The organism is Chryseobacterium sp. 2987 (assembly GCF_031456375.1).
Taxonomy (GTDB): domain Bacteria; phylum Bacteroidota; class Bacteroidia; order Flavobacteriales; family Weeksellaceae; genus Chryseobacterium; species Chryseobacterium vaccae.
This window is the reverse complement of the sequence record NZ_JAVDUN010000003.1, coordinates 647,585-673,110: the sequence shown is the minus strand read 5'-3', so window position 1 is coordinate 673,110 and position 25,526 is coordinate 647,585. Positions and strand designations below refer to the sequence as shown.

Genomic DNA, 25,526 nt, shown 5'->3' with positions numbered 1-25,526 from the left:
TTTATATCAATTTTCTTATCAATTTTTTCTGTCCTGCAAAAAACAACAGATAAAAAATCTTTTTTTTCAATGGCAAAGATAAAAGATAATTCTTACCAAAACGACTATACTTCAATATATCTTGATTTTTTATTCCTCTTTCTTTCATGAAAACTGTCAGATCATCAGCCATTTTATAAAAATCTGTTTCGTTTTTCACATACGCCAGATAGGCAAGAAAAGAATAAACCCCTTCAAAGATCTGAAAATTTTTCAATTCTTTTCTTTTATGGGAATAGCCGGATTTTTCAAAAACCAATTCCACATCTTTTACTGCTTTCAGAATATCCAGCCCTCTTTCGGTATGAGTTTTTGTGATGGAATCTGTACGTTCCAGATATTGGTAATGAAAGTTTTGGGTCTGTGCAATTGTACTGCATTCCAATAACAGTTGCGGAATCAGCTGAATATCTTCAAAATGAGCTCCTTTTTTAAATCTTTTATGCTCAAAAAGTTCTTTTTTAAAGAGTTTATTACAAGCAAAATAGCTAAGATCTGAGAATACGGAGAAATAATCTTCCAATATAATCTTTTCAGGCATATCCGGAAGCTGCGTCAGCTTTTGGGTGATATTTCCGTTCTGGTCTACCTTCTGAATATTGCAGATTACTATTTTAGCATCATGCTTCTCTGCCAGCTGCAGCATCTCTTCAAACATCGCCTCCTTTACATAATCATCACTGTCTACGAAGCCGAGATATTCTCCTGAAGCCTTTTCTATTCCGAAATTCCGGGCATCGCTCAGACCTCCGTTTTCTTTGGTAAAAGCTTTTATTTTTTGGGGAAATTTTTCAGCATATTCCTGAATAATCTGCTCCGAACCATCGGTACTGCCATCATTAACAGCCAGAATTTCAATATCCTGAAGACTTTGGTTAACTAAAGAATCAAGGCATTTTGCCAGATAATTTTCAACGTTGTATATGGGAACAATGATAGAAACTTTCATCTGCTGTTGTGTAGGTTGATAATGCTTTTAACTAAAAAACTGCTGAATTTCTGATATCCCTGTTCGTTCAGATGAAGCGGATCTGCATAGAGTTTCCGGTCTTTATCGAAATCAGAACTTACTTCATCAAAATTCAAAAGGATGATCTTCTTATCCAGACCCTCATGCTCCAATTCTTTCAGAAGTGTGTTTCTATAGTCCTTTATTTCAAATCTTTTTCCATTGTTCAGAACTAATTCTCCGCCTTTATTACTTAGGCTGCTCAGGATATTTTTTCTTTCAGAATCTTCTTCGAGACCAAATTCAGGAAGAGGAATGACAACGGGTTGAATACCGTAATGTAACAATGTATTAATGATCATTAGCATATGATGAGTATAAAAATCAGGGCCCACATGGGTAGCCGCATCATTTACTCCGGCAATGATAATACAGTAATCCGGCTTCTTTTCAATTATTTCTTTGGAAGAAAAGTCCTCCTTTTCACTCTTAAACAGATTTTCATAAATACGTTTGGTCTTGGCTCCCGGATTTCCCGATGAATAAATTTCGGCATGAAGTCCCTGCTCCAGAAGTTTGGTTTTAAGAAGAGAATCCAGATTCTGACGAACTACCCAACTGTCTCCGATAATTCCAATCTGAAGTCCCTCATGTGGCTTAGTCTGGGAAGCAAAATATTTTCCCTGATTGGCATAGGAGTATTTATTCCAGAAATAGGCTGTGCAGAATACGCCTATCAGCAGCACAACGGTTATAAGTATCTTTTTTTTCATTTGTGTGTATTGTGTTAAAAGGTAAGCCTGGGATTAAGCATTCCTCTTTTAGCTTCTTCAAAATCTTTTTTTGAACAGGGAGTACAGTTTTCTATATTCTCATCATCTCCGAAATACCACAAATTACTGAATGTATCCCTCTTAAACGCATACTGATCTTCACCAATCAAAACATAAAACAGTTCATACTGCCTTTCTTTCGGATGTGACCTCTGAATATTGATCCCTTCAATAAGATACCAGATCATTTGTGCCAGCAGTTGATGGTTCAATTGGCTTTCTGTATAAATATTATAGTTAAAAATTCCTACAGATTTCAGATTACTGCTCAGTCCTATTTCTTTCATATAGGCGCAGATTTCTCTTCTGTTTAGTCCATTTACCTGTGGATTTACGGAAAAAGGTTCACTAAAGCTTTCAATGGCATCGCAGTTGACAGTTACCAGATCTGCTTTTCTGAAGAAAGGTTCTGTTTTTTCAGTGGAATTCATCATTTCTGCCAGGCGGATGATATCAAACTGTACTTCTTTGATCAGTTTTACAGAATCTGCTTCATTGAGATGCTTCTGGTAACCTAAGTGATGATAATTTTTAATTGAAAAGTTTTTGGAGCCCAGTATCTTCCCTAAAAAGGTATACTCATTAATTTTTTCGCCCTGCTGAAGAGAAATAATATTGCTGATCTGGGTATAATTGATATTTTTCTGATGAAAGTTCAGAGCCGAGAAAAGTGAAAAGGCAAAATCGTTAGATCCTCCGATGATGACCGGAAGCGCTCTTTTGTAATGACAGGCAGACAAGACCTCCTGTAAAATATAGTGCGTATCCTGAACTGATTTCCCTGATACCAAATCTCCAAGATCGACTACCGGAATTTCAAAATCCAGCTGTGAAAGTCTGTAAAATTCTTTTCTGATGGCCGTAAAATCCTGTACTTCTGCATCACCGTCTGCTCCTCTGTAATCTGATACAAAAAGAAGAACAATGCTGTCTTCTTTTATATTTTTCGTGATTCTGCTGCCGATCTGCCAGCTTTCTGTTTTGAAATTTCTTGGCGAAATGATAAAATCTTCAAAATCCATATTTTAATTCAAAAATTGGGAGAAATAATACTGTATTAATTGAACAAACATACAAAAAAACCAGTGCAAGTCTGTATTACTCCGGATTTTTTATTAAAAAAAAAGCCGTTAACAGTAGTGTTAACGGCTTGGTATAATTATTTTCTGATTATTTCTTTTTGGCTGCTGTTTTTTTTGCAGCTGTAGTTTTCTTTGCAGTGGCTGCTTTTTTAGCGGCAGGTTTTTTCTTTTCTGCAAAAGCATTTTTATCCTGGTCGGTAATCCATTTTTTAACCTCATCTAAAGAAACGTCTTTCAGTTCTTCAGCATCGTATTTGGTATCATCTTTTTTCTTCGGAATTTTGAACATTGCTTTTCCGAATTTCACAAATGGTCCCCATCTTCCGTTTTCAATGGAAATTTTTTCTTTTTCCCACTGCTGGATATAACGGTTGGCTTCTTTTTCCAGTTTAGCATCAATTAATTCGTTGATGTCACTCTGGGAAAGGTTTTCAAAATTATATTTTTTAGGAACGTTTACAAAAATATCTTTGTATTTGATGAACGGACCAAATCTTCCTGTACCTTTTGTTACCGGATCACCTTTATAAGTTGCAATGGGTGCATCTGCCTTTTTCTTTTCATGAATAATTTCCTCTGCACGGGTCTGATCAACGGATAACGGATCTTCTCCTTTCGGAATGCTGATAAATGTTTCACCCCACTTTACGTAAGGACCAAATCTTCCAACGCCTACTGAAACCGTCTGCCCTTCAAAATCATTCAGATCAAAAGGAAGCTTGAACAACTCTAAAGCTTCTTCAAAAGTAATGGTTGCAATATTCTGACCTGTCATAAGTGATGCAAATACCGGTTTTTCCTCATCATCCGTTTCCCCAATCTGAATCATCGCTCCAAATCTTCCGATTCTTGCATGAACATTCTTACCGGTTTTCGGGTCCACCCCTAACAGCCTGTCTCCTGTAGCACGGTCTGCATTCTCTTCTACATCTTCAATTCTCGGATGGAATTTGGAGTAGAAATTCGTCATCATTTCCTTCCATTTCTGATCACCATTGGCAATCTCATCGAAACCTTCTTCTACTCTTGCTGTAAATCCGTAATCCAGAATTTCTTTAAAATTATCGGTAAGGAAGTCATTAACAACCTCGCCTATATCTGTAGGAATAAATTTATTTTTATCACCGCCAAATTTTTCTTCAAGAACCGCTTTTTTGATCTTATCTTTGGTTAAAGACATTTTGATCACTTCCCGGATCTGTGGTTCAATTTCACGCTTATCCACATACTCTCTGTTCTGAATGGTCTGAATAGTCGGCGCATACGTAGACGGGCGGCCAATTCCCAATTCTTCAAGCTTTCTTACCAGTCCTGCTTCGGTATATCTTGCACTTGGTTTGGTAAATTTTTCAGATGCTGTGATTGTTTTATAACTTAAAATCTCTCCTACCTTAACTTTCGGCAGTAATTTTTCGTTGTTTTCCTCATCATCATCTTCTGTTTTTACAATTCCGTAAGCTTTTAAGAAACCATCGAAAATGATCACCTCTCCCTGTGCTTCAAAATTCTGCGGCAGGGAAGCGTTTCCTATTTCAATTACGGTCTTCTCAATCTTGGCATTGGCCATCTGAGAAGCCAGTGTTCTTCTGTAAATTAATTGGTATAATTTGTTCAGCTGAGCATCGCCGATACTCTTTACTCCGAAATCTGTAGGACGGATCGCTTCGTGAGCCTCCTGTGCAGAAGCGGACTTGGTAGTATAATTTCTTGGTGCTGAATATTCTGTTCCGTATTCTGAGATGATTTGCTTCTTGGCTCCTTCAATGGCCTCCTGAGAAAGGTTTACAGAGTCTGTTCTCATATAGGTAATGTATCCTTCTTCATACAGTCTTTGTGCCAGACGCATGGTATTTGTTACATTATATCCCAGTCTTGAAGAAGCTTCCTGCTGTAGCGTTGATGTAGTAAAAGGAGCAGATGCAGAACGGGTTCCCGGTCTTGTTTCAACATTCAGAACTTTGAATTCTGTTGTTTTAGCCTGCTCAAGGAATTTTTCAGCCTCTTCTTCTTTTTCGAAGTCTTTTTTCAGTTTAGCTGCAATTTCCTGCTCTGTTTTATTTAAAAAGATTCCATCCAGCTTAAAGCTTGCTTTCGGCACAAACTCACGGATTTCTTTTTCTCTTTCAACGATTAATCTTACGGCTACCGACTGAACTCTTCCGGCAGATAATCCCGGCTTTACTTTTTTCCAAAGCACCGGAGACATTTCAAAACCAACAATTCTGTCCAGTACTCTTCTTGCCTGCTGGGCATTTACAAGATTCTGATCAATATCTCTTGGATTTTCAATAGCTTTCAGAATGGCATTTTTAGTAATCTCGTGGAAAACAATTCTTTTCCTGTTTTCAGGTTTTAACTTTAATTCATCCGCAAGGTGCCATGCAATAGCTTCTCCTTCGCGGTCTTCATCGGAAGCCAGCCATACCATTTCTGCTTTCTTTACAGCTGCTTTCAGCTCAGTAACCAATTTCTTTTTGTCTGCAGAAACCTCGTAATCCGGATCAAAGGTGGCAAGGTCTATTCCCATTCCTTTTTTAGGCAGATCACGGATGTGTCCGAAGCTGGATTTCACTTCAAAATCCTTTCCTAAATACTTCTGAATAGTTTTTGCTTTTGCCGGGGACTCTACGATTACTAAATTTTTCGACATTCTAGAAATTTTTGCAAAAGTAAAGCTTTTTTATTATATACATTTTGTTCTGTCTGTTTAATTTGACAATTAGATAGGTTTAATGGGCATTCCAGAAAGCACCTCCAGAGGTATCAAGTTATTTATACAGTACCAGTTAGGTTAAAAATAAGCAAGGAAATAGAATTTTTCATCAATGGTGATAGATGTAAAGTATATGCATATAAAAAAGCAGGACGGAAAACCCATCCTGCTTTTTGTTTAATTCTGATGATAACCTTATTGTTTAATGACTTTCACTCCTGTTTTGGAATTATTTATTCTTATCAGGTACACTCCGGAAATTAAAGAAGAGACATTTATTTTTCCATTTTCAAATTTCCCGGATTTTACAAGCTGGCCCGATGCGTTGTACATCTGATAATAATAGTCCTTACCCTCTTCTGCATTAATATAGAGCACATCCTTAACCGGACTTGGAAATAAAGTGATCTTTGTCTCTTTCATTTCTTTCACATCAGAAACATTCAGAACATCAGGAAGCTTATTCAATGAAAGCGACATAATCTGAGAACCCAGAATAGGTCCCTCTTCTTTTCCTTCTGCATTATACTTTATTTTTACACATCGGCAGCTCATCCCGAAATAAGGATCATTATTATCATGGAAAGCAATGAAACGATTCGCCGTAGAGGCTGTATTAAATAAAATATTGACGGCCCTACCTATGTAATTGGAGTTTAAAGCTCCTGTCCATACTCCCGGATACTGATAGTTAATGACATTGAATGTTCCCTGCGGAGTCTGATTTCCCATAACACTCCTGAATCCCCGTGATCCTGAATTCGGATAATTTCCTGTCACATAAGAGGCATTGATAAACATATACCCAATAGTAGAAGTTGTAGAAGGGTTTCTGACTCTTGCCCCGGCATAATCTGTAATGGCACTATAAGATGTGGCTATATTTTTATCTTTCTTGTACCACGGGGTTTGTCCGAAATCCTGAAATGAGACGAGCGAAACACTGGTAAGATCCGGGATTCTCCAACCTTCAGGACATGGATCAAAAGGTGATTTTTTACCACCATGCCCCCATCTGTCCGGTGCCATATTCGGTTCGCTGGCAAGCCAGTCTGTGCCGTTGGTATAATTGGGGTTTCCGCTGTTAAAAGGTGCAAAAGCACTCGGGACCATATATACCAGAGGATTCTTCACAGAATAGGATAATATTTTAGCTACTTTATCTGCAGATTGATCTGAATCCTGTATGTTGGAGGCAGCAGCATAGGTATTAAAAGGGATAATATAACTTCCTGCCAGATTATTGTATGCAGCGGGAGTAAGCGTAGTATAGGCTATGGTTCCGGCAACGGTTGCGGTGCCCAGATAGATGTTATAGGAACTTCTGTTATCTGCATTCTGAAAAACAGGAATCGGGTCTTTCCGCCCCCATTGATAATGCATTCCGGCAGACGCTCTAATCTTCGCAAGTTCAGCTGTATTAGGAGTAAGAGGATTAGCTACAATCGGAAAAGCTTCTGCAGCCCCCAGGTTTCTATCCATAAACTCTGTTTTGAGTACGACATCTGCTTTGTTGACGTAATTCACATAGTTCGTAGCCTCCAGCGCAGGAATTTCTGTAGTATAGGTGTAGGAGCCTAATCCTGTATCGGTAATCCAGATATGCCAGCTCCAATAAACCGGAGCCGAGATACTTCCGTTATGCAGGGTTACTACTGCATTTCCACTCTGATTAGGATTAATCTCCACCGCTATCCGGGAATTACCGAGATCCTGAAGTGACGAGGGAGAAGCATTAATCATAGAAACCTTGCTAATCAAGCCTGTGTTTGTAGTCCATAGTACATTCGCTTTTAAGCTGTTAAAACTTGACGGATTGAGGATATCCGGATTATTCAGCATCTGGCTTTGTATTGAGAATGCTTTATTCACAGGAATTTCAATGGTGGAAGGCTGTGCACTTTTGACTGCCTGGTAGGTATTCGGATCATCAATTCCTTCTTTGTACTCTACCGAAGAAGCCAGGTATTGTGTCGGAAAATCGTAGCTATTGACAGTATACAGAGGGTCTTTTATACATCTGCATCCATTAGCATCCGAGGTATACATTCCGGACGCCGGCATATAAAAAAATCTTCCTTTAATATTAGGGTAACCCGGATCAGGGATATCAGGCTGTCCCTTATCCGGAATCATCGTCAGCCCTCTTACACTTACAGCCGGCGAAGCATCAAAATGTCTGGCAAGTGTTGCTGTCCACAGCGCAGTGTGATGCTGGTCACTATATTGCCCAAGATGAGCATTCCGGATCAGCTGTCCGGATCCTGGAAATACTCCCATATTTAACCCGCCTACGTTTGAAAGATCGAACCCTAAATTTGGATATACTTTGAAGCCTGTCATAAATGCAGGAGTTCCCATATCGGCAGGCTTGATAATATGATATCTGTTGGCTTCAAAAACATTTTTGGGCATATTGGTTCTTACTCCGAAAGGTGAAAAATCAATTCTGATATCATCGGTATAAGATTGAGAAGCAAGATTGGCCACCAGCATAGACGGGATCCGCCAACCATTGGGACAGGGATCATAAGGAGATTTATCCCTGTAAGGCTGCGCACTACTGTCGTTGTTATAGTCTGTTTTGATTTTCCCCTGTGAATTGTCAGACCACAAATTCAGCTCTGACAGTTCGCTGTCTGCCATTCCGGCAAGTCTTCCGAACCAGTTGACCGGCAAATTGGCATTGTTATTATAATAGGCCTGGCCACTGTTATCATCTTTATTAATATAGATGAGACTTAACGGATTTTTCACTGAAAGCATAATATTTTTACCGACTTCTGCATTTGAGAGCAAAACAGTTTTTGTAAGAGCATCAATATTGACGGCATTGGTAAGATTCTTGGCTCCTCTGTGCCTTACTCTTCCTATAGATCCTGATACTTCATAAAAATCATTCGCTCTTGTGATTAAAGGAGGAATAGGATCTTTTCTTCCCCACTGATACAGTAATCCAATACTACGATTCCAGTCTGAGGAGGTGATGGAGCTGCTTAATGCCCCGAGATTACGGTCCATCCATCCCCAATCAGCATCAGGAATTGGCTCTATTGTTCCGTCTGATCTTAATCTTTTAATTTCATTAAAACTTTTATAAGTAGATCCATTAGTAGGATCATCTGTCACCCAGACATGCCAGCTCCAGTAAATATCCTTGTTTATTTTAAGCGCTATAACTGCATTTCCTTTTTTTGTTTTATTAATGGGAACTTTTATTTTCGCATTTTCTCCGGAATCAAGAATTTCTAATGAGTAACCGGGGTTGGATCTGATCAGTCCATGAGCGTCTTCCCACAATATTTCCGCTGTCATCTTCCCGGATGGAATTCCGCTACCTTTAAGATAACCGCCATCGGTCCACATGGCAAAAGCTTTTTTCACCGGAATAATTAGTCCTTCTGCGGCAAGGGACGGGTCAAAAATATAGCTATTCGGAGCTTTTGTCCAGTCAGGAGCTTCTGCTTCCCGAAACCGATTAGGAGCAGTTCCATCCAGTTCATTTCTTTTAGATATATCCTTTCCGTTTGTATCTTCTACAAAGGAAGAACTTTCTTTTACTTCTATACTGTTTTGGGCATAGATACTCGTCGACACGAGGCAATATATTGCCACCAAAGTTTTAACCAGTTTTTTCATATCCTTGGATTTGTGTGTGTATTAAAATAGAAAATGCAATTTTTAAGCCTCAAAGAAAATAACTCTAATATTGTATTAACAACGAAATAATATTAATATTATATTAAAAATGAAATAATATTAAATAATTATCAATACAATCATTCATTTACAACAATAAACAATATCAGGATTAGATTGTTCAGAAAAAGCAATACAACAAAAAAGACAGCCTAAAGCTGTCTTTTTACTATTTTAGATTTAAAAAATCGATCTGATTATGGAAGCACATGATTTCTGTAGAGTTCTACTGTAAATCGTCCGATCTTAATATTATTAAAGAATCCGAAAACTACAAAATTGAAGACAACAAGAGAGATAATGAATGCATAGATCGCTTTTTTCATTCCATCTGAAACCACATACATGGAATTGATGATGATGATATATGAAAATGCTATAAATGTTCCTGCAAGCCTTGAAGAAAATATAGGATTGTTCCTGAAGATAAAATAGAAACAAATCCCAATTACTGCATAATTTCTATGATACTCGTAATAAGGGTAAAGCTCTTTCATTTTGGTATCAAAAGCAAACAGGAAAAATGTGAGGATAACCATCATTCCTTCCGGAATTCCGAAACCACCATTCAGCCTCTGAACAGATTCTTCCATATATCCGCTGAAACCTTCTACAAGCAGATTATCTGATGCCATATCATTCAAAAAGCTACCAAATGCCCTGTACACCTCAAATGGTGACAGAAACACAGAGGTAATGATTAAAACAAGCATTATGGGTTTATTCAACGGTATCCGCGCAAGCCAGTACATGGGAAGGAACATATAGCAGACACTGTGAATTCCCGCTCCGAGAAATATAAAGAAGAGGTAATGCCAGAATTTCTGCTCTTTAATATACCGTATCGCAAAATAGACAATGAAAGTTCCCAGATTCTGCCTGATCTGGCCACTTTCCCCAACAAAAAAGTTAGGAATAAACATAAACAGCGTAAATGTAAAGGGATAAAAGGTATTATCCTCGGTATATTCTATCTTAAAGATTATCGCAATGATAGCAATAACCAGGGTAAGCATATAAAAGGGAGCATTAAAGATGTTCAGCAGGATTTTATTGATCAAAGTATAGAGCCATTCCACATCGAGGTGGTCAGGGCCTTCCATATGGAGCATCTTCATAAAGATACTCTGGTAACTTTTCATATCTGAGTAGATATACAGCCCTTTATAACTACCATAATCCGGTCCCACATTATCTCTGAATCCTACAAGAATGATTAAGTAGATCCCCAGATACCAGAACCATTTCTTTTCTACTTTTTTCCCAAAAACTTCCTGGATGCTGAAAAACAGCATATAGATCATTGCAATGATAAAATATGGATGCAGTAAACTCATGCTGATTCTGAAGAATTATTAAACTGATAATAGGCAACAATGATTCCTGTAAGAAACAGTGGCAGGAAAAGCCTTACTTCCCAGTAAAGTCCTACCATGGTTATCATAAGAAGATAGGGAGTGGAAAAAAAAAGATATTTTTCAAAAACAGCCCTGTTTTCCTTGCTTGTGCATAGTTTGTATATAAAATAAAGCACTATCACGGTAAAAATTAATCCTGCCAGATTAAAGGGGCTTGAAAAATTTCTATCGATATAAATTCCTTCTACAAAAGTCACGGTTTCCTTTCCTACGATCATTCTCAGGATTAAATAAGGAATAATGAAAGCCAGAACCAATGGAATAATCTTCCAGACTATTTTATAATTCCCAGACTTTATCTCTTTTATATTCACAAATACTGCTGCAAAAAATGCAATATTCAGGCAGGCTGTTTCTCTTACAAAGGTAGACAGCGCTGTAAGTACAATTAAAAGATAAAAATATATGGGGTTTTGTGTATGCAAATATTTTAATGTCAAAAGCATTCCCGTCAGATAGCAGCACAATGCGATGGTATCACAATTGGTAGGTGCATATTGCGTAATGACAATAAAGAAAATGGACAGCAGGTGAACAACTCTTCTTGCATTGATATTCTGAAAGCAGCTTACAGAACTAAGCTTGTACAAAACATTCAACAGCACAGAGCATAATAAAAAGAAAATGCTGTTCATCAAAAAAAGTCCGTGATAGAAAGGGGTTCCGTTCTTGGAAAGAAACTCTTTAAAGAAAATAAGAGGGCCGTTAATCAGAGTGTACATCAGATCGGTCATCTGCACACTGAGATAATTCGGGATTACCCTGTATGCATATACGGAAGTAAATAAATAAGATGGCGTTTTTTCTGATGTCTTCAGTCTGGTATAGGACGATTCAAATCCATAGTAAGACATGGCAAACAAAAGAAGGGGGAGTACTATTACAAATAGAAATCCGTTTATTTTTTCATCATTCTTTTTCAACATATCTAAAACAGATTCTTATTTTTTTAATAATAATTGAGGTTTAAAATACATTTCATTAAAGGGAACTTTTGCAAAAGTAGAATATTTTTTTATTCTTCCTAGAATATTTTATTGATTTTCAGACAAAACTTATCGTCTAAATGTTTTGAACTAATACTGAAAAATTTAAATTTGCAGACTCGATTTTACAAGGTAATGCATCATTTCTTTATATTTTTATATTATCTGATCTCAAAAAACAAAATTCTTTCTGTGGCTGCTGCTGTGGGAATTGCTTTGATATGTGGATTTTTTGCTTCAAAAATAAATTTTGAAGAAGATATTAACCAGATAATCCCTAAGAACGAAAAATCTGATCTTACCGCTAAAGTCCTTAAGCAGCTTAATTTCTCGGATAAGATTATTGTCATCATAGAGAACAAGTCTAATGAGGATAGCTATCATCTTTCTGAGACTGCAGATACTTTCATGAGCAAGATTGAGCCTCTGAAAAAATACATTGGTGCTGTACAGGGAAAAGTAAATGACAATGAAATTTCCGAAACCTTTGATTTTGTCAACCAGAATCTGCCACTGTTCCTTGATAAAAATGATTATAAGGAAATTGAACGAAAGCTTCAGAAAGACAGCATTGCCCAACAGGTAGAAAATAATTATATTGCTCTGGCTTCTCCTACAAGTCTTGTCACAAAAGAATTCATCAAAAAAGACCCTCTGGGAATTACCTATCTGGGAATTAAAAAATTAAACGCTTTAAATATCAGCCAGGATTTCAGGCTTGAAGACAATTACATCGTCACCAAAGACGGAAAGAGTCTCCTGCTTTTTATTGAACCTAAGAACAAAAGCAACGACACGAAAAACAATGAGGCTTTTATTGACCAGCTTAATACAGTAAAGGATAGTATCAACAAAGAATTCAAAGGAAAAACAGAGCTCAGCTATTTTGGCTCTCCGGTAATCGCAGTTGCCAATGCCAAACAGATCAAAAAAGATATTCAGAATACCGTAATGATCTCTATGACGGTACTTCTGGTGCTTCTGATCTATTATTTCAGGAACTTTTTCACTCCAATTATTGTATTTCTTCCCACCGTCTTTTCTGTATTATTAGCCCTGCTGATTCTTTACTTCATTAAAGATAAAATCTCTGCCATCTCTCTAAGTGTAGGAGCTATACTTATTGGGATTACTATTGATTATGCCCTGCATATTCTTACCCACTATAAACATAATAACAATATTGAAGAACTTTACAAAGAGATTACCCAGCCAATTATACTGAGCAGTGCCACAACTTCCGTATCTTTCCTATGTCTGGTTTTTGTACGTTCTGAAGCCTTAAAAGATCTTGGAATTTTTGCTGCCATCACGGTAATTCTTTCTTCAATAACGGCGCTGATCATCGTCCCCCAGCTTTACAAACCAAAAATAAAAGAAGGGAAACCCAGCATCAATTTCATCGACAAGATCGGGTCTTATCCTTATGAGAGAAATAAACCGCTGATTATTGGCTGCTCTCTTCTCATTATTGCGTGTCTGTTCGGATTCCGGCATGTTGGATTCAATGAGGATATTGGTGACCTGAACTATATTCCCAAAGAATTAAAAATAAGTGAGGCAAAACTTCAGAAGCTTTCTGATATTACGTCTAAATCTATTTATACCATTTCTTACGGAGATTCTGAAAATGAAGCTCTCACCAGAAACTCCCAGCTGGCTCATTTCCTTGAAAAAGAAAAGCAACAGGGAAAAATTTTAAGCTACAACTCACTGGGAAGTGTTGTTCTTTCCGAAAAAGACCAGCAGCAGAGAATAGAAAACTGGAAAAAGTTCTGGGATGGAGACAAAAAGAACAGAACCATTTTGGAATTAGTGAACAGTGGGAATAAGCTAGGCTTCAACAGCAGTGCATTTACCGGCTTCAATGATGTTTTAAATAAAGAGTATCCGATATTAAGCCTGAAAGATTACGAAAAGGTAAAAGCCCTGCAGATCTCTGAATTCCTAAGCAGTGAAAAAGGATTTTACACCGTTTCCAATGTGGTAAAAGTGGATGAAAAGAAAAGAGATGCTTTTATTAAAGATATTGAGAAACAACATGAAGCTCTGGCTATCGACCGCCAGCAGATGAATGAAAACTTTTTGGGACTTCTGAAAAGAGACTTCAGTACCCTGATCAATTATTCTTTACTGGCTATTATTCTGACGATCATTGTTTTCTTCAGAAATTTTGAACTGACCGTCCTTACCATGTTCCCTATCGTTCTGACCGGAGTGGTAACAGCTGGAATCTTATATTTTCTGGGTCTGGAACTGAATATTTTCAGTACTGTGGTATGTACTCTTGTCTTCGGAGTCGGTGATGATTTCAGCATCTTCCTTACCAAGGCTATGCAGAAGGAGCACACTACAGGAAAAAATGAGCTTCCTACGTACAGAACTTCAATTATTCTGGCTGTATTCACTACTATTTTATCCATTGGCTCCCTAATCTTTGCTAAACATCCTGCCCTTCATTCCCTGGCTTTGGTTGCCCTGATTGGAATGTTCTCGGTAATTGTTATTACTTCCACATTATATCCGTTCTGGTTCAGGCTGCTGATTACCAACAGAGCGAAAAAAGGACTTTCCCCCATCACTTTCAGATTATTCCTGCGGTCTGTATTTTCATTTTTGTATTACGGACTGGGAGGGTTTGTATTTTCACTGATCGGAAGTATTTTCATCAGAAGAGCACAAGGCAGAACTCTGGATATCATCAAATTGGTTTTGGCTAAATTTTTATCCTCCGTATTGCACACGACCCCTCTCGTAAAGAAAAAGGTCATTAAAAATCCGGCAGAAGATTTCAGTAAACCGGCTGTGATCATTGCCAACCATACTTCTTTCCTCGATACTCTTGCCATTGCTATGGCTACCCATAAAATTATATATCTTGTCAATGACTGGGTATATGACTCCCCAGTTTTCGGAAGACTGGTAAAAGCGTTGGGCTTCTATCCGGTTTCACAAGGAATAGAAAATGGAAAGGAAAAGCTGAAAGAAAAGATTAATCAGGGGTATTCTCTGGTGGTTTTCCCGGAGGCAGAACGTTCCTATACCAACGATGTAAAAAGATTTCACAAAGGGGCATTTTATCTGGCTGAAGAATTCGGATTAGATATTCTCCCGCTATACATCCATGGAAATTCTGAGGTACTTCCCAAAGGAGATTTCATCATCTATGACGGAAGCATCACGGTGAAAGTTGGTGAAAGGATCAGCAAAGATGATATGAGTTTCGGAAAAAACTATTCTGAAAGAACGAAAAAGATCAATGCCTATTTCAGACAGAAGTTTGCAGAGCTCAGAAATGAAATTGAAGATGAAAATTACTTTAAGAAAAAACTGTTCTTAAGTTATTTATACAAAGAAAGTGAGGTAGTAAACGAGGTAAAAGCTGACTTTAAAGCCAACAAATCTGTTTACTTTGAATTGAATAAACACATTCCGAAAGAAGCCAATATCCTGCATATAGCTGATGATTTCGGACAAAAAGATGTTCTCCTTACCCTTTATCAGGCCGAAAGAAAAATCTTTTCTCTGATTCAGGATGACGAGAGGAGAGCCATTGCAGCTCATAATTATCTCGTAAAAAGAAGAAAACTTCATTATATAAAGAATGTTTCTGAAGTGACTAAAAGTATCGATGTGCTTCTGATTTCGGATAAGAATTTTGATATCAGCTCGCTTCAGCATATTCCCGGGACCATTATTTACCTGAACCAGGAATCTTCGCCCCTGAACCATTCGGATTATCATGAAGAATTCAGCTCTGAAGCAATAAAAATATTCAAAAAACACTAAATAAATATGAAAAGCATATTTTTGTAACCGCTAAAGAATATTAATGAAAAAAAATATACTCGTTATATATTACTCACAAACCGGGCAACTGGAAGATATTGTGAAAAACATGGCTCTGCCTTTTGAAGCTAAAAAGGAGGAGTATGATGTCACGTATTACAATATTCGCCTGAAAGAAGATTTCCCTTTTCCATGGCCGGAAGATGTTTTTTTCGATACTTTTCCGGAATCTTACCTTCAGATCCCGAAAGAGATCTTACCCCCTTCTGATGAGATTCTGAATAAAAAATATGACCTCATCCTGTTCGGTTACCAGGTTTGGTATCTTACCCCGTCTATTCCGATCATCTCTTTCCTGAAAAGCGGATTTGCAGAGAAGATCCTGAAAGACACAGATGTGGTTACCATTTCCGGAACCCGCAATATGTGGATGCTTTCCCAGGAAAAACTGAAGGTATATTTAAGGGACCTGAGGGCAAATCTGGTAGGAAATATTGCTTTAGTAGACCGTCATGACAATTACACCAGTGTACTAACGATCCTTCGATGGCTGACTACGGGGCAGAAAGAAAAATCAGGAATGCTTCCTGCAGCAGGAGTTTCGGATGAAGAAATTTCAGGGTCTGTAAAGTATGGCCGGATTATAGAAAAACATTTCAGTAACAATAGTTTACAGAACCTTCAGCCTGAGCTGGTAAAGAACGGAGCCATAGAAATCCGCCCTTTCCTGGTACGGGTAGAAAAAGTAGGAAACAAGATTTTCACCGTATGGTCGAACCTGATTATCAAGAAAAAAGAAAAACGTCCATTGCTGATAAAATTCTTTAAGGTATATTTGATGGCGGCGATTTGGATTATTTCACCGGTCGTTCTGGTTTTACACTTACTGACAACCCCTATTTTCTGGTTTAAAAGACAAAAACAAAAAAGATATTTACAAGGAATTAATTTAAAATAGAATGTACGACGTATTTATAACAAAAGCATCAGCATATTTACCGAATAACCCGGTATCGAATGATGAAATGGAGGCCTATTTAGGTTTGATTAATGATGCTCCTTCTAAAGCGAGATCACTGATCTTAAGAAATAATAAAATTACGACAAGATACTATGCTTTAGATAAAGAAGGAAATCCTACCCACACTAATGCACAGCTTACGGCAAATGCTATTAAAGGACTGTTCGACGAAAATTTCAAAAAAGAAGACATGAAGCTGCTATCGGTAGGAACTACCTCTCCTGACCAGATCCAGCCTTCACACGCTTCTATGGTTCACGGCGAACTGAACATCGGAAAATCTATTGAAATTAATACCGCAACAGGCCTGTGCAACTCCGGAATGAATGCGCTTAACTACGGGTTCCTTTCAGTAAAAGCTGGTGTACACGAAAATGCGGTATGTGCAGGTTCCGAGAGAATGTCTGCCTGGATGACTGCAGATAAATTCAACCATGAAGCTGAAAATTTAAAACTACTGGAAGAAAGACCTATTATCGCTTTCAAAAGAGAATTCCTGAGATGGATGCTTTCTGATGGTGCAGGATCTTTTTTACTGGAAAATAAACCTAGAGAGAACAGTATTTCTTTAAAGATTGAATTTATAGATTTCTACTCTTATGCTCACGAAATTGAAGCCTGTATGTATGCAGGATGCGATAAGCAGGAAGACGGAAGCCTTAAATCATGGGCCGATTATCCTTCAGATGAATGGCTGAAGCAGTCTATTTTCGCCATCAAACAAGATACAAAGATCCTTGATAAATACATTCTGGTAAAAGGTGCTGAAAGTTTAAGATCTTCTTTCGATAAACATAACCTTGATCCTGAAAAGATTGATCACGTTCTGGCTCACATTTCGTCCGGCTACTTTAAAGAGGGGCTGAAGGATGAATTTGCCAAAAAAGGAATGGATTTCCCTGCAGAAAAATGGTTTTACAACCTTTCTGACATCGGAAATATTGGGGCAGGATCTATCTTTGTAGCACTGAAAGATCTTATGAATTCCGGAAAACTGAAAAAAGGGGAAAAAGTTCTTCTATGCGTTCCTGAAAGTGGAAGATTTGCCTATTCTTGTTCATTATTAACGGTTTGCTAATGGAAAACAGACTGCCTACAACCGACAAGGACTTTGTGGAAAGCCTTATTCCGCAGCGTTATCCTTTTGTAATGGTTCATGAGCTGGCTGAATTTTCTGAAGACCGCCTGATTTCAGGATTTGAAATCAAAGAAGATAATATTTTTGTTCAGAACGGTATTTTCCAGGCATCCGGACTGATTGAGCATCAGGCACAGAGTGTTGCTTTACATACCGGATACAAATATTATTTATTGGGAAAAGAAGCACCTACCGGATATATCGGAGCCATCAAATCTTTCGAAGCAGGTGCTCTTCCCAAAACAGGAGACCAGCTGATTTCGGAAGTAACGATCCTCAACGAAGTAATGGGCGTAACATTGGTAGACATCGTTACCAGACTGAATAATGAGATCATTGCAAAGTCTCAAATGAAAACTGCAGTAAAATAACAGGGAATGGAAATTAAGGAAGACCAACTCATCAATATACACAACTTTCTGCCGCACCGCACACCGATGCTGATGGCAGATTATATCCTGGAATTGACCGAAGAAAAGGTTGTAACTTCCTTTGAAATAAAAGAAGACAATATCTTTGTCCACAATAATAAATTTGCAGAATGCGGCCTGATTGAAAACCTTGCCCAGACCTGTTCCTCCATCATGGGACAAAGCTTCTTCGAAAATCCTGAAGCAGATACCAAAGTGATTGGTTTTATTACCAACATCAAGAAGATAGAAATCTTCGCTCTTCCCAAAATTGGAGATAAGATTATTTCCAAAGCTTCACTTATATCACAGTATGAGAATATCTGCAATATTTTCTGTGAAACTTTTCACCGTGATGAAATACTGATCAGGGCAGAGATCAACCTTTTTATTCAGGAGGTGAAATCTTAAAAATAAATTCAACCGATACAAAACCGTACATGATTGTGCGGTTTTTTTGTTTTATTATGGGCAATAGGTTTGGGCTAAAGCCAATGGATGGTTTGGTTAATTGTAAGGCGGGCTAAAGCCCGCCTCTATTGAATATGTATAGCTTTACACTTATTTATACTCATCATCTGACATGTATGTTTTCTATAATTATTATCATTACCAACCGATAAAAAACACCAATTTCTGGTCCTCTATTTCACGTGAAACATTGTCACCTCTGTGAAACCTTCATAATCAGGGAAGGATTATTTCATACAGCAAAAAAGCGGAACATTTCTGCTCCGCTTTTACAATTATTTAAACCAAAAGGATTAGTATCCGAAGATCTCTTCAAGAGAAACTTCCTCGAACTGTCCCATTTTGTTGATGGATTCCATGTTCAGGTTTTCCTTCTTACCGATAATAGCCGTGTTGTATTTCACCGGTTTTACTTCTGTGTTATAGAAGTTTGTAAGCTGCGGTAATGTCAGCCCCTGGATTTCAGAATAAATATCTTTTCTGATGTCATAGTTAACCCCTAGCTTTTTAAGTGCCAATTGATTGAAGTAGATATTCGTTCTGTTGATTCTGTTGGACGCAATCTGCTTCAATGCAGAACCTCTCGCGTTTTCAAACTGTACCGGAATCTGTGGCAGGGAAACCATAAGATCATTCATCGCATTAACCGCCAGAGGAAGTTTGTTTGACTGTGTACCGATATAATTCGTGATATAGTTAGGATGCCCTTTTTCAGATGCTGTTCCGTAAGAAACATAAGCAGTATATGCTAATGATTTACTTTCTCTGATCTCCTGGAATACGATGGAAGAAAGACCTCTTCCGAAATATTCATTGAATACGTTCGCTTTTCCGAAGTTTCCAAGGTTTACGGTATTTCCTTTTGCTACTTTAGACATCTCCATCTGTACCATGTCATAGTTGGTGAAGTACACTTTTCCTTCAGTAGCCGGTTCAGGATATTCTTTAGCTTTTGCTGGCTGAAGGCTGGCTGTTGTGATGTAAGGTTTCACCGCTCTTTCCAACCCTGACTGTTCTTTTCCGTAAAGGAAAATCTCATAAGGATATTGAGTTAACGCTTTAACCTTCTTCGTAAGCTCAGTTGCATCCATACTTTCAAGACGTTCTTTGGAAACGATGTCTGTCATTCTGGAATTCTTTCCGTATTTAGCATAGTTGGAAAGAGCTGCCATGATTCTGGTTTTATCTTTTTTAGCAACCGCTCTTGACTCCAGCATTGTTTTAACCGTTTTGCTATAAATATCCTTATCCGCTTTCACATTCGTTATCCAGTGGTTCATAAGCTCTACTCCTTTCTTCATATTGCTTTCTAGACCGCTCAGCGTAACAATGATCTGATCATTGGAAGCTCTGAAGCTGTTGGTAATTCCTAATTTATAGAACTCTTCTTTTAACTGCTCCGGAGTATATTTATCCGTTCCAAGATATTCGAAAAGTGTTAAAGCGATAGGAAGCTCTTTATCATTATCCGTTCCGAAAGGGAAGATATAGCTTACCTGGGCAACATCATTATATTTGTTGTTCACAAAGCTTACTTTCTTGTCTTTGATCTGAGTTGTTTGGATGGCTGCATTGTAATCAATAAACTCAGGTTTGATCTCTGCTACTTTTGTACTTAAAATATTTTTAAGGAAAGGTGATTGAGCTTCTCTGTTCAGCTTGATCGGAGTAATTCCCGGGTTTTCCACACGGACAAGTTTATCATTCACTCCTTTTTCCTTATTGATTACTACATAATTATCTTTAAAGAAATTGTTCGCGAATTTTACCACATCTGCTTTGGTGATCTTTTCATATTCGTTGATCTCATCCAGTTCCTGCTGCCAGCTTCTTTCATTGATATAGGAATCATAAAGATCTGTTGCCAGTCCGTCCGCAGTTTCCCAAGTCTTCATACGCTGCACTTTCTTCTCGTTTACGATAGCCTTCAGCATCCATTCAGGGAACTGTCCTTTTTTCACAAGATCCAGCTGCTCAAGAAGAAGTTTTTTAGCTTCATCAAAGCTTTGCCCTTCTTTCGGAACCACTACCATTACAAAAGCACCGTATGTTTTATAAGGTGATTCGTAAGCACCGGCTCCTAAAGTTTTCTGTTTTTGGCTGATATTAAGGTCAATAAGTCCGGCATCACCTCTGTTGCTTAGGATTTTAGAAACAACATCCGCCAGTCTTGCTTCCTGAGTACCGTAAGAATCTGTTCTCCATGCCAAGGTCATTCTAGGCGTAGTAGGACTTTTTACTGTTCTGGTTACAATCTGGGTCATTGGTTCCTCGCTTACCATTTTCTTCATTGGAAGCTCTTTATATTTAAAGGAACCGAAATATTGGTCAACTAATTTGATCGTTTTATCATAATCAAGATCACCTACCAATACAACCGCCATATTATTAGGAACATAATATGTATCAAAATATTTATGGATGGCTACCATAGACGGGCTTTTCAGATGCTCGGAAGTTCCGATTGTTGTCTGCTGCCCGTTCGGGTGCTTAGGGAAAAGAGCTTCCAGCATCGCATAATTTACCAGACGACCGTCATTATCCTGGGCTCTGTTGTATTCCTCATACACCGCTTCCAATTCTGTGTGGAAAAGACGCAGAACCAGTTCCGAGAAACGTTCTTTTTCTACTTTCAGCCATTTTTCAAGCTCATTGGAAGGAATATTATTTTTATAAACCGTTTCATCAAGAGAAGTGTGGGCGTTGGTTCCCGTAGCTCCCAGTGAAGAAATAGCTTTGTCATATTCATTCGCAATAGCATACTTGGAAGCTTCCTGGGAAACTTCATCAATTTTTTTATACAGCTCTCTCTTCTTTGCCGGATCTTTTTCCGCTTTGTGCTGTTCATAAAGATCAGAAATCTGCTGAAGCAGAACCTTTTCCTTTGCCCAATCCTGAGTTCCAAGATGTGAAGTTCCTTTAAAAACCATGTGCTCCAGATAGTGAGCCAATCCCGTATTGTCACTTGGATCATTGTTAGACCCTGTTCTTACCGGAATATAAGTCTGGATTCTTGGCGCGTCATCATTTTTTGCCAGATAAACCTTCAGTCCGTTTTTCAGAGTGTATACCCTTACCCCGGTCTGATCATTTTTCACAGTCTCGTAGGAATATCCCTGGCTGTCCGTTACCTTCTGTGTATCAAATTTCTGTGCCATAGCATTCAGCATACAGAAAACTGAAACAGAAATAAAAAATTTCTTCATAACAGTTATTTATTTTTAATCTAAATTTCTAATTAGGATTAGTCTCTATAACCAATACAGTTGTTACAATGAAATTATTACATGTTTTGACCAAAAGACCTTTAGGCAAAAATAGGCCTTTTTCACAGCCAGCGCCCTTAGACACTGTTGATTTTTAACATGATTTACATATTATGTATTTTCACTATTTTAGCCACCTGATTAAAAGAATCAAAAAAAGGGAACCTTATTCTATCTGAAATCTAAAAAATAATACTGTTTGCATGAAAAAACAAGACCTGCCTCAGGACGAGAGCAATCTGAAGTCTGCCAACATGACCGAAGTCTTGTATGTGACGGACGAAAACGACAATTACACAACCGCCAACAGCACGGGATGGGATGCTAAAAAAGCCGCCCTGGACGAGTCTATGGAGCTTATTCATGAGAGAATTGAAGAAGCAAAACAAGACGTGGCCAATGGGAAAGTAAGTCCAATTATCTATTTTATGGAACTGAATAAAATGGACCTTGCTGTACTTGCCGCTTATGTGGAAATGTGGCAATGGAGAGTGAAAAGACATGCTAAACCTAAAGTATTTAAATCTCTAAGCGAATCTGTATTGAAAAAATATGCAGATGCATTTGGGATTTCAACAGATGAACTAAAAAACTTCGACGGAAAATAAAATGAATCCCTGTATCAAACAGATCCAGATTCATTTGACAATGAAAAGACCATAGCTGAACAATGAAACTAAACTTTGAACACCATCAAACCGCCCATTGCGAAAACGGTGTCGCCTCCAATCTACTGCTTAACAAAGGCTTAAAACTAAGTGAACCTATGATCTTCGGGATCGGTTCAGGATTGTTTTTTGTCTATTTACCTTTTCTGAAAGTAAACTTTGCTCCCGGCTTCAGCTATCGTCCGATGCCCGGCGCTATTTTCAGCAAAGCAGCTAAAAGACTGGGAATCAAAATCAAAAGAGAAAAATTTTCGAATCCCGGAGATGCCCAGAAAGCACTGGAACGAAATTTAGAACAGAATATCCCTACAGGACTTCAGGTAGGTGTTTTTAACCTTGCCTATTTCCCTGAAGAATATAAATTCCATTTCAATGCCCACAACCTTGTGGTATACGGAAAAGAAGATGGTAAATTCCTGATCAGTGATCCTGTAATGGATTATACAACCTCTCTTACCGAAGCGGAACTTGAAAAAGTAAGATACGCCAAAGGAGCTCTGCCTCCGAAAGGCCATATGTATTATCCAACTTATATTCCGGAAAATGTAAATCTGGAAGAAGCTATCAGAAAAGGAATTAAAGATACCTGCAAAAATATGCTGGCTCCCGTTCCCCTTATCGGCGTAAAAGCGATGAGATGGGTGGCGAGAAGCATTCCGAAATGGGCAGAAAAGAAAGGAACAAAAGTCACCAATCATTATCTGGGACAGCTGATCAGAATGCAGGAAGAAATAGGAACCGGAGGAGGAGGCTTCAGGTTTATTTACGGAGCCTTTCTTCAGGAAGCCTCAGTGATTCTTAAAAATGATGAGCTAAAGGAACTTTCCAAAGAAATTACAGCAATCGGTGATCTTTGGAGGGATTTTGCCGTTGATATTGCCCGTGTTTACAAAAACAGGAACTCTAAGAGCAATATTTACAACGAACTTTCTAAATCCATGCTTCATATTGCTGATCTGGAAGAAGCTTTCTATAAAAAACTGAGAAAAGCGATCTGATATGGCGGAGAATATAATTGAGATCAAAAATCTTTATAAAAAGTACAAAAACGCCGATGAGTTTTCAGTGAATGATATTTCCCTGAATATCGAAAGGAATGAAGTCTACGGAATTTTAGGACCTAACGGAGCAGGAAAAACTACGCTGATTTCTATGCTTTCGGGATTGATCAAGCCTACTTCAGGACAGTTTAAGATCAACGGCCTGTCACCTCAGAAGGACAGTTTCAAAATAAAGCAGATCATCGGAATTGTTCCTCAGGAATATGCGCTCTATCCTACTCTTACTGCCAGAGAAAATCTGATGTTCTTCGGAAGCCTGTACGGTTTAAAGCATAAATATTTAACCAAAGCCATTGAGGAATCCTTAGAGATCATGGGACTTTCAAAGTTTGCTGATAAAAAGGTAGAACAGTTCTCAGGAGGAATGAAACGCCGATGCAACCTCATCGCAGGAACTCTTCACAATCCGAAAGTATTATTTTTGGATGAACCTACTGTTGGAGTTGATGTACAGTCTAAAAAAGTGATCATCGACTTTCTACAGGAGCTGAACAAGAACGGAACCTGCATTATTTATACTTCGCATCACCTTTCTGAAGCAGAGGAATTCTGTACCAAAATTGCAATTATAGATAAAGGAAGAATTCATGCTGTGGGAACACCGGAAGAGCTTGTTGCCCAGATCGCCAGTGCCGAAAACTTAGAAGATGTTTTCATTTCATTAACCGGAAAAGAATTAAGAGATGTTGTTGTATAAACTGTGGAGAAGCTTTATTAAGGAAATCCTTCTGTTGAAAAGGGATATCGGGGGAATCGTCATTATTTTCGTCATGCCGCTTCTTCTTATCGTAACCATTACCCTGATTCAGGATTCCACTTTCAAAAACCTTGAAGGCTCAAAGATCCCGATTATTTTTATTGATAACGATCAATCTGAGGTTTCAAAAAATATAAAAAATGAGCTGGAAAGCAGTAAAACATTCCAGCTGCTGACCAACTATAATGAGAAATCTGCCCAGGAAGCCGTGTTTTCCGGTGAATACCAGATGGCCATCGTCATTCCTGAAAACTTAACGAAAGATTTAAATTCAAATATTGACTCTAAAGTTCAGACGATCGTAAGTTCGTTCGGACTGGAAGGAGATTCTGCAAAAACACCGAAACCAGCTCCAAAAGCCAAGGAAATCCACCTTTACTTTGATCCGGCAACCAATGTAGGATTTAAAAACTCGGTGATGAATTCCGTGAATAAAATGGTGTTTGAGATCGAAAATAAAAAGATCTACAAAGCTTTCCAGGACCAGCTGGGTACGGAAGAGAATCTTGAGGAAAACAAAAACCTCATCAGCTTTAAAGAAATTACGCCGAAAAAGGGAGCTATGGATGTAATGCCGAATTCTGTTCAGCATAATGTTCCTGCGTGGACTTTGTTTGCCATCTTCTTTATTGTGGTTCCGCTCTCCATTAATCTGGTCAAAGAGAAGAGCCAGGGAACGAGCGTAAGGGCAAGGATCAGCCCGACCCCATACTTTGTTCATATTTTAGGAAAAACATGTACGTATCTGATCATTTGTATGATTCAGTTTCTGCTGATGGTAGCAGTAGGCGTTTACCTTTTCCCGTATATGGATCTTCCTGCTTTTGATGTGAGCGGAAAAATGTTCCAGCTGATGACTGTCACCCTGTTTTCAGGATTAGCGGCCATCGGATTTGGCGTTTTACTGGGAACTCTGGCAGATACTCAGGAACAGTCGGCACCGTTTGGCGCTACTTCAGTAGTCGTTCTGGCAGCAATCGGAGGAATCTGGGTTCCGGTTTTCCTGATGCCGGAATTTATGCAGACCGTAGCCAAATTCTCCCCTATGAACTGGGGGCTGAATGCCTATTATGATATTATTCTGAGAAATAGTGGTATTGCAGGAATAGCCAAAGAGCTGGCGTTATTGCTGGCATTTTATGTGGTGATGGTTTCTGTTTCCATTTTTTACGAAAGAAAACGTCATAATATTTAATATATTTCATCATTAAAATTTCCGGGATTTC

At 38.3% G+C, this 25,526-nt stretch carries 17 protein-coding genes; 9 read left to right on the top strand and 8 right to left on the bottom strand.

The window, feature by feature from the left end; translation table 11 throughout:
* Nucleotide 1: 1 nt before the first annotated feature.
* The 7 genes from J2Y40_RS12695 to J2Y40_RS12665 all read right to left on the bottom strand — a co-directional run bounded on the left by J2Y40_RS12695 (nt 2) and on the right by J2Y40_RS12665 (nt 11,659).
* Nucleotides 2–988 (bottom strand): glycosyltransferase family 2 protein, encoded by a 987-nt coding sequence (locus J2Y40_RS12695; RefSeq protein WP_309999298.1) that lies wholly within the window; start codon nt 986–988, stop codon nt 2–4.
* Nucleotides 985–1,761 carry an SGNH/GDSL hydrolase family protein gene (locus J2Y40_RS12690; protein WP_153396172.1) on the bottom strand — a complete coding sequence of 259 codons (777 nt, stop codon included), beginning with the start codon at nt 1,759–1,761 and terminating at the stop codon, nt 985–987. The genes J2Y40_RS12695 and J2Y40_RS12690 overlap by 4 nt, the downstream gene beginning before the upstream one ends.
* A 14-nt stretch (nt 1,762–1,775) precedes the next feature.
* Entirely contained in the window at nt 1,776–2,843 is a 1,068-nt protein-coding gene (locus J2Y40_RS12685; protein ID WP_153396173.1) for a formimidoylglutamase, read from the bottom strand.
* A gap of 148 nt (nt 2,844–2,991) precedes the next feature.
* On the bottom strand, nt 2,992–5,553 hold the full coding sequence (gene topA, locus J2Y40_RS12680; RefSeq protein WP_309999288.1) for a type I DNA topoisomerase: 2,562 nt from the start codon (nt 5,551–5,553) through the stop codon (nt 2,992–2,994).
* A 258-nt stretch (nt 5,554–5,811) separates the two neighbouring features.
* On the bottom strand, nt 5,812–9,255 hold the full coding sequence (locus tag J2Y40_RS12675) for a T9SS type A sorting domain-containing protein (RefSeq protein WP_153396177.1): 3,444 nt from the start codon (nt 9,253–9,255) through the stop codon (nt 5,812–5,814).
* Between the two features lie 257 nt (nt 9,256–9,512).
* Entirely contained in the window at nt 9,513–10,652 is a 1,140-nt protein-coding gene (locus tag J2Y40_RS12670; RefSeq protein WP_231128689.1) for an EpsG family protein, read from the bottom strand.
* Nucleotides 10,649–11,659 carry a hypothetical protein gene (locus tag J2Y40_RS12665; RefSeq protein WP_153396179.1) on the bottom strand — a complete coding sequence of 337 codons (1,011 nt, stop codon included), beginning with the start codon at nt 11,657–11,659 and terminating at the stop codon, nt 10,649–10,651. Before J2Y40_RS12665 ends, J2Y40_RS12670 begins: the two co-directional genes overlap by 4 nt.
* 171 nt (nt 11,660–11,830) lie before the next feature.
* Between J2Y40_RS12665 and J2Y40_RS12660 the strand changes: the two genes are divergently transcribed.
* From J2Y40_RS12660 to J2Y40_RS12640, 5 genes are read left to right on the top strand one after another with little or no spacing between them, the layout of a single operon-like run.
* Nucleotides 11,831–15,508 (top strand): MMPL family transporter, encoded by a 3,678-nt coding sequence (locus tag J2Y40_RS12660; RefSeq protein ID WP_309999283.1) that lies wholly within the window; start codon nt 11,831–11,833, stop codon nt 15,506–15,508.
* 43 nt (nt 15,509–15,551) lie between these two features.
* On the top strand, nt 15,552–16,466 hold the full coding sequence (locus J2Y40_RS12655; RefSeq protein WP_153396181.1) for a dialkylrecorsinol condensing enzyme DarA: 915 nt from the start codon (nt 15,552–15,554) through the stop codon (nt 16,464–16,466).
* A 1-nt stretch (nt 16,467) separates the two neighbouring features.
* Complete coding sequence (locus J2Y40_RS12650; RefSeq protein WP_153396183.1) at nt 16,468–17,607, top strand: beta-ketoacyl-ACP synthase III; 1,140 nt, start codon at nt 16,468–16,470, stop codon at nt 17,605–17,607.
* Complete coding sequence (locus tag J2Y40_RS12645; RefSeq protein WP_153396185.1) at nt 17,607–18,038, top strand: hypothetical protein; 432 nt, start codon at nt 17,607–17,609, stop codon at nt 18,036–18,038. The genes J2Y40_RS12650 and J2Y40_RS12645 overlap by 1 nt, the downstream gene beginning before the upstream one ends.
* 6 nt (nt 18,039–18,044) lie before the next feature.
* Nucleotides 18,045–18,488 carry an ABC transporter permease gene (locus tag J2Y40_RS12640; RefSeq protein ID WP_309999279.1) on the top strand — a complete coding sequence of 148 codons (444 nt, stop codon included), beginning with the start codon at nt 18,045–18,047 and terminating at the stop codon, nt 18,486–18,488.
* A 353-nt stretch (nt 18,489–18,841) separates the two neighbouring features.
* On the opposite strand, the gene J2Y40_RS12635 is transcribed toward J2Y40_RS12640, so the two are convergent.
* Complete coding sequence (locus J2Y40_RS12635) at nt 18,842–21,754, bottom strand: pitrilysin family protein (RefSeq protein ID WP_153396189.1); 2,913 nt, start codon at nt 21,752–21,754, stop codon at nt 18,842–18,844.
* Nucleotides 21,755–22,017: 263 nt separating this feature from the next.
* Between J2Y40_RS12635 and J2Y40_RS12630 the strand changes: the two genes are divergently transcribed.
* The 4 genes from J2Y40_RS12630 (at nt 22,018) to J2Y40_RS12615 (ending at nt 25,495) form a co-directional block, all read left to right on the top strand.
* A complete protein-coding gene (locus J2Y40_RS12630) occupies nt 22,018–22,422 on the top strand; it encodes a hypothetical protein (protein ID WP_309999276.1) in 405 nt (134 codons plus the stop codon).
* A 62-nt stretch (nt 22,423–22,484) separates the two neighbouring features.
* Nucleotides 22,485–23,480: a BtrH N-terminal domain-containing protein gene (locus J2Y40_RS12625; protein ID WP_153396193.1), complete on the top strand. Its 996-nt coding sequence runs from the start codon at nt 22,485–22,487 to the stop codon at nt 23,478–23,480.
* A gap of 1 nt (nt 23,481) precedes the next feature.
* Complete coding sequence (locus J2Y40_RS12620) at nt 23,482–24,240, top strand: ABC transporter ATP-binding protein (RefSeq protein WP_309999274.1); 759 nt, start codon at nt 23,482–23,484, stop codon at nt 24,238–24,240.
* Nucleotides 24,227–25,495 (top strand): ABC transporter permease, encoded by a 1,269-nt coding sequence (locus J2Y40_RS12615; RefSeq protein WP_153396197.1) that lies wholly within the window; start codon nt 24,227–24,229, stop codon nt 25,493–25,495. Before J2Y40_RS12620 ends, J2Y40_RS12615 begins: the two co-directional genes overlap by 14 nt.
* Nucleotides 25,496–25,526 lie beyond the last annotated feature (31 nt).

Coding starts and splice junctions, on each gene's coding strand:
- J2Y40_RS12695 (WP_309999298.1), bottom strand. CDS start 988: ATGAAAGTTTCTATCATTGTTCCCATATACAACGTTGAAAATTATCTG.
- J2Y40_RS12690 (WP_153396172.1), bottom strand. CDS start 1,761: ATGAAAAAAAAGATACTTATAACCGTTGTGCTGCTGATAGGCGTATTC.
- J2Y40_RS12685 (WP_153396173.1), bottom strand. CDS start 2,843: ATGGATTTTGAAGATTTTATCATTTCGCCAAGAAATTTCAAAACAGAA.
- topA (WP_309999288.1), bottom strand. CDS start 5,553: ATGTCGAAAAATTTAGTAATCGTAGAGTCCCCGGCAAAAGCAAAAACT.
- J2Y40_RS12675 (WP_153396177.1), bottom strand. CDS start 9,255: ATGAAAAAACTGGTTAAAACTTTGGTGGCAATATATTGCCTCGTGTCG.
- J2Y40_RS12670 (WP_231128689.1), bottom strand. CDS start 10,652: ATGAGTTTACTGCATCCATATTTTATCATTGCAATGATCTATATGCTG.
- J2Y40_RS12665 (WP_153396179.1), bottom strand. CDS start 11,659: ATGTTGAAAAAGAATGATGAAAAAATAAACGGATTTCTATTTGTAATA.
- J2Y40_RS12655 (WP_153396181.1), top strand. CDS start 15,552: ATGAAAAAAAATATACTCGTTATATATTACTCACAAACCGGGCAACTG.
- J2Y40_RS12650 (WP_153396183.1), top strand. CDS start 16,468: ATGTACGACGTATTTATAACAAAAGCATCAGCATATTTACCGAATAAC.
- J2Y40_RS12645 (WP_153396185.1), top strand. CDS start 17,607: ATGGAAAACAGACTGCCTACAACCGACAAGGACTTTGTGGAAAGCCTT.
- J2Y40_RS12640 (WP_309999279.1), top strand. CDS start 18,045: ATGGAAATTAAGGAAGACCAACTCATCAATATACACAACTTTCTGCCG.
- J2Y40_RS12635 (WP_153396189.1), bottom strand. CDS start 21,754: ATGAAGAAATTTTTTATTTCTGTTTCAGTTTTCTGTATGCTGAATGCT.
- J2Y40_RS12630 (WP_309999276.1), top strand. CDS start 22,018: ATGAAAAAACAAGACCTGCCTCAGGACGAGAGCAATCTGAAGTCTGCC.
- J2Y40_RS12625 (WP_153396193.1), top strand. CDS start 22,485: ATGAAACTAAACTTTGAACACCATCAAACCGCCCATTGCGAAAACGGT.
- J2Y40_RS12620 (WP_309999274.1), top strand. CDS start 23,482: ATGGCGGAGAATATAATTGAGATCAAAAATCTTTATAAAAAGTACAAA.
- J2Y40_RS12615 (WP_153396197.1), top strand. CDS start 24,227: ATGTTGTTGTATAAACTGTGGAGAAGCTTTATTAAGGAAATCCTTCTG.